Below are 11,743 nucleotides of genomic sequence, written 5' to 3' on the forward strand. Positions count from 1 at the left end.
GCAAATGATTGACAACGTTTTCAACATTTAATTCAATACATTGAAATTCGTTGAAGGTAATATTACTTAATGCACAGTACATAGATTTGTTTAACAAACGAAACTTTTATAAAGGATAATATTTCGTCAAAAACTACCGAATTGTACTTAAATATTCATAAACAAATCATATTCCAAAATCTAATTTACAATTTATTTAGCTACCTTTAAAAAAACCAAAACCGATGCCCTTTTAGAACCTCGGTTTTAAAATATATATTAATCGTGCGACATTGTCTGTCTTAAATATGATTCGATAAATGGTCCAATGTCTCCATCCATCACTGCATCAACCTTACCTGTTTCTTCGTTCGTACGATGATCTTTCACCATTGAGTATGGATGGAAAACATATGATCTAATTTGGCTTCCCCATCCGATTTCTTTTTGTTCGCCACGAATTTCAGCCATTTCACGTGCCTGCTCTTCCAATTTTAATTGATATAATTTAGACTTTAACATTTTCATAGCTGCTTCACGGTTTTTAATTTGAGAACGTTCATTTTGGTTATTAACAACTATACCTGAGGGGTGGTGGGTAATTCGTATTGCCGATTCAGTTTTGTTAATATGCTGACCACCTGCACCAGAAGCTCTGAATGTATCAACTGTAATATCATCCGGATTGATTTCAATCTCTATTTCATCATTATTAAAATCTGGAATCACGTCGCATGATGCAAATGATGTATGGCGACGTCCTGATGAATCAAATGGAGAAATTCGTACTAGTCGGTGTACACCTTTTTCAGCTTTTAAATAACCATAAGCATTATGCCCTTTGATGAGCAATGTTACACTTTTAATCCCCGCTTCATCTCCAGGTAAATAATCAACAGTTTCAACTTTAAAACCTTTTTTTTCACAATAACGTTGATACATTCTAAATAGCATATTAGCCCAATCTTGAGATTCCGTGCCACCTGCACCAGGATGTAACTCTAGAATTGCGTTATTGGCATCGTGAGGTCCATCTAATAATAATTGCAATTCGTATTCATCCACTTTAGCCTTAAAATTAATGACCTCTTGCTCTAAGTCTTCTTTCATTTCTTCATCAAATTCTTCTTGTAATAAATCCCAAGTAGCATCCATGTCATCTACTTCTGCTTGTAGTGTTTTATAACCATTAACTATTGCTTTTAACGCATTATTTTTATCTATAATATCTTGCGCTTTTGTTTGGTTATCCCAAAAATTAGGTTCTGCCATCATTTCTTCATATTCTTGAATATTAGTTTCTTTGTTCTCTAAGTCAAAGAGACCCCCTAATTTGTGTTAAATCTTGATTATACTTATCTATATTTCGTTTGATTTCTGATAATTCCATAGCCTTCGCTCCTATTTATATTTCAATTCAAGTCATTGATTTGTATCTTTTATAATGCTAAATTTTAACATAATTTTGTTAAATAACAATGTTAAGAAATATAAGCACACTGACAATCAGCTTATGCTTTTATTGTTAAAAATCAGTACATTTATCATTGACATATGCCTAAATCTTTTTTAAAAACCAAGTACACAACAACGTTGAACAACTTCTTCACATTTTTTAAAAGTATTTAACGCTTGTAAAATAAAAAGACTCCTCCCATAACACAAACTATAGGTGTTTAATTGGAAGGAGTTATTATATATCATTTATTTTCCATGGCAATTTTTGAATTTTTTACCACTACCACATGGACAATCATCGTTACGACCAACTTGATCACCTTTAACGATTGGTTTCGGTTTCACTTTTTCTTTACCATCTTCAGCTGAAACGTGCTTCGCTTCACCAAACTCTGTTGTTTTTTCACGTTCAATATTATCTTCAACTTGTACTACAGATTTTAAAATGAATTTACAAGTATCTTCTTCAATATTTTGCATCATGATATCAAATAATTCATGACCTTCATTTTGATAGTCACGTAATGGATTTTGCTGTGCATAAGAACGTAAGTGAATACCTTGACGTAATTGATCCATTGTGTCGATATGATCAGTCCAATGGCTATCAATAGAACGAAGTAAAATCATACGCTCAAACTCATTCATTTGTTCTTCTAAGATATCTTTTTGACTTTGATATGCTACTTCAATCTTAGCCCAAACGACTTCGAAAATATCTTCAGCATCTTTACCTTTGATATCATCCTCTGTAATGTCACCTTCTTGTAAGAAAATGTCATTAATGTAGTCGATGAATGGTTGATATTCAGGCTCGTCATCTGCCGTATTAATATAGTAATTGATACTACGTTGTAACGTTGAACGTAGCATTGCATCTACAACTTGAGAGCTGTCTTCTTCATCAATAATACTATTTCTTTCGTTATAGATAATTTCACGTTGTTTACGTAATACTTCATCGTATTCTAAGATACGTTTACGCGCGTCGAAGTTATTACCTTCTACACGTTTTTGTGCTGATTCTACAGCTCTTGATACCATTTTTGATTCAATTGGTGTAGAGTCATCTAAACCTAGTCGGCTCATCATTTTCTGTAAACGTTCAGAACCAAAACGAATCATTAATTCATCTTGTAATGATAAATAGAAGCGACTATCCCCTTTATCACCTTGACGTCCAGAACGACCACGTAACTGGTCATCAATTCGACGAGATTCATGTCGTTCTGTACCTATTACCGCTAAACCGCCTAATTCCTCTACGCCTTCACCTAATTTAATATCTGTACCACGACCAGCCATGTTAGTGGCAATAGTAACGGCACCTTTTTGTCCAGCGCCTGCAACAATTTCAGCTTCACGTTCATGATTTTTCGCGTTTAACACATCATGACGGATACCACGTTTTTTAAGTAAATTTGAAATATATTCAGAAGTCTCAACTGCAACAGTACCTAATAGCACTGGTTGCCCTGCCTTGTGTTTTTCAACAACATCTTCTACTACTGCATCAAATTTACCTTTTTGGCTAATGTAAATTAAATCAGACTTATCGTTACGTTGCACAGGTTTATTTGTCGGAATTTGAGTTACTGTCATGTTATAAATATTTCTAAATTCTTCTTCTTCAGTTTTAGCTGTACCTGTCATACCCGCAAGTTTATTGTACATTCTGAAATAGTTTTGGAATGTAATAGACGCCATAGTTTTAGATTCATTTTGAATTTGAACGCCTTCCTTCGCTTCAATAGCTTGGTGTAAACCTTCCGAGAAACGACGTCCTGGCATTGTACGTCCTGTAAATTGATCGACAATTAATACTTCGCCATCAACAACCATATAGTCTACGTCACGTTGTAATGTAACGTGCGCACGTAAAGCTGTGTTGATATGACTAATAACATCAACATTTTGTACATCATATAAGTTTTCAACTTTGAACATACGTTCAGCTTTATCCGCACCTTGTTCTGTTAAATGTACTGCTTTTGTTTTTTCATCATATTTATAATCTTCGTCCTGTTTTAACATTTTCGCAAAAACATTTGCTTGTGTATAAAGTGACGTTGACTTTTCAGCTTCACCAGAAATAATTAATGGCGTACGTGCCTCGTCGATTAAAATTGAGTCAACCTCATCAATGATTGCAAAATGTAATGGACGCATTACTCTATCTTCAGAATAATTCACCATGTTATCTCTTAAATAGTCAAAACCTAACTCATTGTTAGTACTGTAAGTAATGTCTTGCGCATATGCTTCACGTTTTTCTTCAGTCGTCTTACTGTTTAAGTTTAATCCGACAGTCAAACCTAAGAAGTTATATAACTCAGCCATTTCTTCACTTTGAACACTTGATAAGTATTCATTGACTGTAATAACGTGAACACCTCTACCAGCTAATGCATTTAAGTATGTTGGCATTGTCGCTGTTAACGTTTTACCTTCACCTGTTCTCATCTCAGCGATATCACCTTTATGAATTGCAATACCACCCATAATTTGAACTTTATATGGTGTCATATTGAATACACGTTTAGAGCCTTCTCTAACAAGTGCATATGCTTCTGGTAAAATTTTATCTAAATAATCATTTTGCTTTTTGACATTATCAATGTCAGCTAATTCTGTTTGGAATTGTTTCGTTTTATTACGAATTTCTTCATCAGTTAAAATTGCCGTTTTTTCTTCTAAAGCGATTACTTTATCAGCAAGTTTACCTAACTGTTTAATTTCTTTATTATTGCCATCAAGAATTTTTGATAAAAATCCCATTTCGTTCGCTCCTTTAGCTAAAAAACTGTTTGGCCTACAACAATATATCTTATCATTTATAGTTAGAAAATTATACTTATTTACTCATTTGTAGAATCAATATAAATATATTTATGACATACTTCATTCACATTCTGTTGTCAACAAGTTTATCATTTATAAATATATTCTCAATACGCAATTATACTTTCTAATAAATTATATTATAAATATTTTACGATTTTCGACTCGGACTATACAATAGACTAACATACTATTATTAACTTAACATTCAAATATATACATCCATTAACATTAGCATAGTCACTATGTTTCATTCAACAAATTACATTATAGAACTATGAAATAGTTAGAAATTGCTTTTGGAGTATAAAAAAAGCACTTGTGCAAAAACACAAGTGCTTTAAACTTAATTTATTGTTCACTAGTTTGAATCAAGCCATATTTACCGTCTTTACGGCGGTAAACGATACTTGTTCCATCAGTTTCTCTGTCTGTGAATACAAAGAAGTCATGACCTAATAGATTCATTTGTAATACCGCTTCTTCTGAATCCATTGGTTTTAAGCTGAATTCTTTTGAACGAATAATTTCTATCTCGTTATCATCGTAAGCGTCATTATCAACTTGTGTTTCTTGCATTTCTTGTAATTCGGCAACAAACACTTCTTGATCGCCTCGATCACGGCTCTTACGATTAATACGTGTTTTATATTTTCGAACTTGTCTTTCAAGTTTATTATTAATTAAATCAATACCTGCGTATAAATCATCGTTTCGCTCTTCAGCTCTTAACGTAACATTTTTTAATGGAATTGTTACTTCAATTTTAGTAGCTGAATTTGAATAAGTTTTAACTTTAACATGCGCCACTGCATTTGGTACGTCATTAAAATAACGTTCCAACTTACCAATTTTTTCCTCAATATAGTTGCGAATAGCATCTGTGATAGTGAGGTTATCTCCATGAATTTCAAATCTAATCATAGTAATCTCTCCTTAAACCTCTTTATTGGTAACTCTTTATTATATTTTAACATTTTTACGCTATCGTGCAAACGCAAACACTTTGAATTTTCTGATATTTTTAGCATATAATTTACACCCTGCACGATGAATTGTTAATCCAGTTGTATAAATATCGTCAACGAGTAATATTTCCTTGTCGTTTAAATCTAATTCCGTATCAATAATAAATGGATTTTCATCTGCCAGACGCTCTTTCTTAGTTAAATGAGACTGTTTTGGTCTATTTGACATCTTTAAAATCTTATCAAAGCGAATCCCTTTAGCTTTTAGTACTGCTTCTACCGGGTTAAATGTTCTAGATAAATCATGTGGCGGCGAAGAAGGAATTGGCACAATATAGTCATAAGTTGTTTGTGGTATTTCAATCAAATGTGCCAATAATTCACATAAATAATAGTCTTTCAAAAATTTATACTGATGTATCATCTCTTTCATTAAACCGTCATATTGAAATTGACAATATAATTGTTCCATTAAATTAAAGTGTGCCGATAGAAACTTGCAGTCTAAACAATACGCTTCATTTTGATTTAAGTGTTTTAAGCACCTTGAACATCGCCTTGCTTTAATATCAAGTTTAATATTGTCCCAATTCTCTTTGCATCTGTCACATAATCTATTAGGTTTCTTGAACAAATTATAAATGGTTATATTTTCATATAACTTAGCACCACAACTCAAACAATTATTCATCAATCCAACCTCTTTTTAATGCTAATTTGTTCATATTTTGAATCTCTTTTTTAGCTAGAATCATATTCATACTTACTCCTTCATGAAAAAACAATACTTTTCCAGTGGGACATTCTAATTTTCGTCCAACACGTCCAGCAATTTGTATTAAAGCCTCTTGAGTATATTGATGTGCATCGATAACAACAACATCTAAATTTGCCATTGTAAATCCACGTTCTAATATTGTCGTAGTAAAAATGACATCGAAATGTCCATTCCTTAATTGTTCAACTTTTTCAAAGCGAAAAACATCCTCGCTATGGACATATGTTAATTTAGTAATTTTCTGCTTATAAACCGAAAACGTTTTAATCATTGTTTCTATATTGTTAAAAAACACCAGTGTATAACGTTGATTACTAATTTGATCTTGTAAAATTCGATATAACATTTTCTGAATCTTATTATTATTAAGTTTGAAATAGCGATATTTAGGAATTGGAAGTGATTTTTTATGAAAGCGAGCTGGCAATTTAATTATATTTTCGTGGGGAATCTCTGACAGAAGTTGTTTCGGTGGTGTTGCTGTCATATAAATCGTTGCATGTTCAACTTTAGTAGATGACTTTAATGCTTGTTGTAAACTTTTATCCATTGATAAAGGAAAGGCATCGACTTCATCAATAAAAATAGTATCAAAGTGCTGTTTGAATCGGTAAAGTTGATGCACTGTGCATACAACAAAATGCCCTTCAAATTGTTGACTTGATTGCTGGTGTAGTATGTCTATATCTTCATTAAGAAATGCGTCTTTAATACGTTTACTAATTTCTACAACAACATCTACACGTGGTGACACAATAGCTATATTATCTCCCTGTCGTCTTGCATATTGAATGCCTTGAAACATCATTTCTGTCTTACCTGCACCTGTTACTGCATATAACAAAATCGTTTGTCTCATTCTAATGGCTCGAACAATGTGTTCTGAGGCATAAGACTGTTGTTCCGACAATTCAAATGAGAGATGATAATATGCTTGTGATGAACTTTGCGAACTCTCTGTTATTTTATATCTTGTTACATTATCCATTCGACCCAGTGATATACAATTTCTGCAATATACAATTTTCTTGGAATGTACTGAGGAATCATACTGATAAAAATGCTTTGGATTTGTACTTTCACATTGAACACAATAATAGTTTGACTTTTGTTTGATGACACCTGTTACTTCTTTTTTAATTTTTTCATTTGTAAGTGAAGTATGAGGATGAATTAATTTCCCGTAATGTTTAATGCTTAAAACCTCATTTCAACGTAAAAAAAGAGCCTAATATTATAATGATTTTCTTATATCTTTAGTATTTTGACTTTCAAATGATGAACATTTAAAGCCATGTATACGAGAGATAATTTCCAATTACAATATAGACTCTTTTATTAAAATTTTATAATTATGTTAATCTTATTTTTTTGCCAACATAGCCTAAACCTAATCCACCAGAACCTAAATGTGCTGCAACAACTGGACCAAACTCAGAGTATGCTACTTGATAAGCTGAAGGACAATCTTCTTGTAATTTTTTGTATAACGCTTGACCATCTTCTAAATGATCTCCATTTATGACAAATAAAGTTACTTCTTCAAAGTCTTTTACAATTTCTAATACTTTCTTTTCTAATGTTTGAATGGCACGCTTTTTAGTACGAACTTTTTCTTCTGGTATAATCTTACCATCTTCAAACTTTAGAACTGGCTTCATTTTCAATAATGTTCCAACCCATGCTTGAGCACCAGTAATTCGACCACTTTTTTGTAAATTCTTTAAGTCATCAACAATTAAATATGCACCTGTGTGTTCACGCATATTAGTTAAATCATCAATAATTTGCTGTGGTTCGTATCCTTCTTCAACCATTTCAATAGCACGTAATACATAACATCCTTCAATCATTGCTGCAAGCTTACTATCAAATGCATGTACATTAACACCTTCAACCATTTCCCCTGCTTGATAACTAGATTGATAACTTCCACTAATTCCACTTGATAAGCAAATGACAATGATATCTGTGTATCCTTGATCTCTTAACATTTCATATTTAGTAATCCATTCGCCAATTGCTGGTTGGCTTGTTGTTGGAATCGTTTGAGACGATGCCATTTTATTATAAAATTCTTCAATTGCTATTTCATTACTTTCTGTAAAGTTCTTCCCATCATCAAAAGTCACACTTAATGGCGCTATTTGAATATTATATTTATCGATTAAGTCCTGCGACAGATAACTTGTAGAATCGGTCATCACAGCAATTTTCATAGTCGGCCTCCTAAAATATACTCATAGCAATGATACAATATTTCAGTTAAAAAGAAAATGGCAATCAAACGATTTATAGTCATATCATTTTCAGTGTATAATGAAGATTAAATAATCTTAAGCTTATGAATTAAGGAGTTATTATGACACAAAATATCATTACTGTTAAAAAAGAACACATTATTGAAAATGTGATTAGTAAATCAAGATTCATTGCTCATATCAAACCTGTTCAAAATGAAGATGAAGCTAAAGCATTTATTGCTGCAATAAAAAAAGAACATAAAGATGCCACTCATAATTGTTCTGCATATACTATTGGACCTGAAATGAATATTCAAAAAGCGAATGATGATGGTGAACCGACAGGAACTGCCGGTGTTCCAATGTTAGACATATTAAAAAAGCTCGATGTTCATAATGCGTGTGTCGTAGTAACAAGATATTTTGGTGGTATTAAATTAGGTGGTGGCGGTTTAATTCGCGCCTATAGCGGTGCTGTTAGAGACGTCATTTATGATGTCGGACGTGTCGAACTACGAGAAGCAGTACCATGTATAGTAACACTGAATTATGATCAAACTGGTAAATTTGAGTATGAATTAGCTTCAACTCATTTTATGTTAAGAAACCAAACTTACACTGATAAGGTAAGCTACTATATCGATGTCGTTAAAAGTGACTATGAAGCGTTTATTAACTTTTTAAATCAAATGACTGCTGGAAATTTCGATTTAACTGAAGAAACTCCAAAGCAGTTGCCTTTCGATATACCAACTGAATAAAAATAAAAAGCACTATCATAAAACGGTAAATATCAATTGCGTATTATTAAACGACAATTGAAGTACACGTTTATGGCAGTGCTTTTTTATATTTGAAATTTAATACATAAAAAATTGTAAAGAATAAAGCCATATAATACAAATTATCCCATACATCTATGCTTTCATTCCCTATTCCTCTTTATGAGATGACTTACGACTAATTAAATTTAATATTGGTCGGTAGTTGTTATCTATTAATCCTGTAAATTCAACAATTAATTCAATGCTAAATATGATTAATACAAACATTAATACAACACCTAATGGTGGCGATACATACAAGATAATGCTCGAAAGACTAAATAAAATAGAGATTGAATAGATTAATAATACTGTTTGTCTATGTGTGTAGCCTAAAGCTAATAGTTTATGATGCAAATGCGATTTATCAGCTTGCATTATATGTTGTCCTTTTTTCACACGTCGAATCATTGCGAACAAAGTATCAATGAATGGAACTGCTAGGATTACAATTGGGAAGAACAATGCAATAATTGTAATATTTTTGAATCCGAGTAAAGAAAGGAATCCGATGATAAATCCAATCATTAAAGCCCCACTATCACCTAAAAATATTTTGGCAGGATGGAAATTGTAAAATAAAAACCCAATTAAAGAGCCTAATAAAACACAACAAATCATCGTTATGAAAATATTAGCTTGTAAAATTGCAATGAATCCTATTGTGATGAGTCCGATTGCAGAAACACCCGACGCCAAACCATCGAGTCCATCAATTAAGTTAATTGCATTTGTAATAGCAACAATCCAAATCACAGTAATTGGAATACTAAGAAATCCAAAATGAATCGTTGTACCCATTGGCAACGAAATAAAATCAATAGTCACACCATAAAAAGCAACTACTAAGGCAGCGGCAATTTGACCAGCCAATTTTATATACGGTTTCAAATCGTAGATATCATCTACAAGCCCAAGTACGTACATAATAATCGCACCAATAATAAGTGGTTTGATTTCTGTTTCAATAGGATGACCAATCCAAATACCTATTAAAAATGAAAAGAGAATCACTGTACCACCCATAACTGAAATAGGTTTAGTGTGTACTTTTCTAAAATTTGGTTTATCAACTAAATTTAATCTTTTCGATATTGCAATAACAATTGGTGTTATCGTCAAACTGACAATCATTGTTACTGCAACTAGTAATAATGTAACCATTTATTCACCTTCATCGATATTAATTGTTTTTAACGTTATATTTATTTAATATTGTCTTTATAGAATGATATATCTATTTTCTACGTATATCTTATAGCTTTATTATAAATTAATTCGCTCAATTAATGATATCATATTTACAACTATACGATTCATTTCTTATATATCGCCTATTATTCATTTTTTCATCATATCATTTAAGGCAACATTTTAACATCAAAGTCTATATCATACATTAATTTTATATGTAAACTAATGACAAATTGTAAGTTTTCACTTACAATAGCTAGTGGTCAATTAAAGGAGTCGATTCAGACATGTTCGAAGCATTTATATACAATATATCTGTTATAGTCGCTGGAATCTATTTATTCCATCGCTTACAGTATTCAGAAAACAAACGTATGGTTTTTTCTAAGGCTTATGTCACTGTTTTAATGACAATCGTATCATTATTATTATCTGTCTACCCTATCCCTTATCGTGAAGATTATTTAATTCACTTAACATTCGTTCCTTTATTATTTTTAGGTAGATTTACAAATATGGTCTATACATTATCTGCTACAGTAATTGTAGCAATTGTTGAAATTGTAGTATTTAACAACTCGGTTATGTACGGTGTTACGTTGATTGTTATTGCCGCAGTAACAAGTGCTATTGGACCATTTTTAAAACAAAATGATGTGCTATCATTATTAATACTTAATGTTGTTACAATAATCATTTTATTTGGTGTCGCATTAGTGAGCCCTATATACACACTATCGGAAGTTATCATTTTAATACCAATTTCATTAATTATCACTTTAGCTTCAGCGATAACTTTTGTCGATATTTGGCATTTCTTCTCACTCGTAAATCGTTATGAAAACGAAGATAAATATGATTACTTAACAGGCTTAGGTAATGTAAAAGAATTTGATAGACATTTAAATGAAATTTCACGAAAAGCTGAAAAAGAACATCAAAGTATCGCATTATTATTAATCGATATCGATGGATTTAAAGATGTCAATGATACCTACTCACACAAATCAGGTGATGCTGTATTAAAACAAATGTCTCAATTACTTAAAAACTATGTGCCGAATCAATTTAAAATTTTTAGAAATGGTGGCGAAGAGTTCTCAGTTGTCATTCACAACTATTCACTTGATCAAAGTGTTAAATTAGCTGAAAATATTCGTTCGGGTGTTGAAAAATCATCATTCCATTTACCAAACAAAGAAGTTATTAAATTGTCAGTGTCTATCGGTGTTGGTTATTTAACAGATGACGATCCAAAATCACAGCGTAAAGTGTTTAAAGATGCAGACGATATGGTGCATGTAGCCAAAAATCAAGGGCGAAACAAAGTAATGTTTAACCCTATTATCAATCTATAACAACGACAAAACTGTTAATCCTTTGCTATTATTAAATCATAGTATAATAGCAAAGATTAACAGTTTTTCTTATTTAAATTTGAACCATACAAGTTCATCA

General features: G+C 31.7%; 9 protein-coding genes and 1 pseudogene. 2 read left to right on the plus strand and 8 right to left on the minus strand.

Annotation, left to right across the window (positions count from 1 at the left end; translation table 11 throughout):
* Positions 1-258 precede the first annotated feature (258 nt).
* The 7 genes and pseudogenes from prfB to fakB1 form a co-directional block, all read right to left on the minus strand.
* Positions 259-1,369, minus strand: a protein-coding gene (prfB, locus tag HMPREF2658_RS01130) for a peptide chain release factor 2 (RefSeq protein WP_010956549.1) whose coding sequence is annotated in 2 segments (ribosomal slippage) — positions 259-1,296 and positions 1,298-1,369 — 1,110 coding nt in all. Because the reading frame shifts where the segments join, the coding sequence is not laid out codon by codon here.
* Between the two features lie 179 nt (positions 1,370-1,548).
* A pseudogene (locus tag HMPREF2658_RS01135) lies at positions 1,549-1,642 on the minus strand (hypothetical protein).
* A 41-nt stretch (positions 1,643-1,683) separates the two neighbouring features.
* Complete coding sequence (secA, locus tag HMPREF2658_RS01140; protein ID WP_000506533.1) at positions 1,684-4,215, minus strand: preprotein translocase subunit SecA; 2,532 nt, start codon at positions 4,213-4,215, stop codon at positions 1,684-1,686.
* A 414-nt stretch (positions 4,216-4,629) separates the two neighbouring features.
* The gene (gene hpf / locus HMPREF2658_RS01145) at positions 4,630-5,202 is read right to left on the minus strand and encodes a ribosome hibernation-promoting factor, HPF/YfiA family (protein ID WP_000617735.1); all 573 of its coding nucleotides are present in this window, start codon (positions 5,200-5,202) and stop codon (positions 4,630-4,632) included.
* A 60-nt stretch (positions 5,203-5,262) separates the two neighbouring features.
* The gene (locus tag HMPREF2658_RS01150) at positions 5,263-5,937 is read right to left on the minus strand and encodes a ComF family protein (RefSeq protein WP_001057970.1); all 675 of its coding nucleotides are present in this window, start codon (positions 5,935-5,937) and stop codon (positions 5,263-5,265) included.
* On the minus strand, positions 5,930-7,012 hold the full coding sequence (locus HMPREF2658_RS01155) for an ATP-dependent helicase ComFA (protein ID WP_001622509.1): 1,083 nt from the start codon (positions 7,010-7,012) through the stop codon (positions 5,930-5,932). Before HMPREF2658_RS01155 ends, HMPREF2658_RS01150 begins: the two co-directional genes overlap by 8 nt.
* Positions 7,013-7,376: 364 nt before the next feature.
* Positions 7,377-8,243, minus strand: coding sequence for a fatty acid kinase binding subunit FakB1 (fakB1, locus tag HMPREF2658_RS01160; protein WP_000686346.1), 867 nt, complete (start codon positions 8,241-8,243; stop codon positions 7,377-7,379).
* A gap of 143 nt (positions 8,244-8,386) precedes the next feature.
* Between fakB1 and HMPREF2658_RS01165 the strand changes: the two genes are divergently transcribed.
* Entirely contained in the window at positions 8,387-9,028 is a 642-nt protein-coding gene (locus HMPREF2658_RS01165; RefSeq protein WP_000192949.1) for a YigZ family protein, read from the plus strand.
* Between the two features lie 171 nt (positions 9,029-9,199).
* On the opposite strand, the gene HMPREF2658_RS01170 is transcribed toward HMPREF2658_RS01165, so the two are convergent.
* Positions 9,200-10,255, minus strand: coding sequence for a glycosyltransferase family 4 protein (locus HMPREF2658_RS01170; RefSeq protein WP_000258151.1), 1,056 nt, complete (start codon positions 10,253-10,255; stop codon positions 9,200-9,202).
* A 317-nt stretch (positions 10,256-10,572) separates the two neighbouring features.
* Here HMPREF2658_RS01170 and HMPREF2658_RS01175 point away from each other — a divergent pair, with 317 nt between their 5' ends.
* Positions 10,573-11,643, plus strand: a complete 1,071-nt coding sequence (locus HMPREF2658_RS01175; protein WP_000460988.1) for a GGDEF domain-containing protein GdpS — start codon at positions 10,573-10,575, stop codon at positions 11,641-11,643.
* Positions 11,644-11,743 lie beyond the last annotated feature (100 nt).

Source organism: Staphylococcus sp. HMSC062H10, assembly GCF_001836945.1.
Classification (GTDB): domain Bacteria; phylum Bacillota; class Bacilli; order Staphylococcales; family Staphylococcaceae; genus Staphylococcus; species Staphylococcus aureus.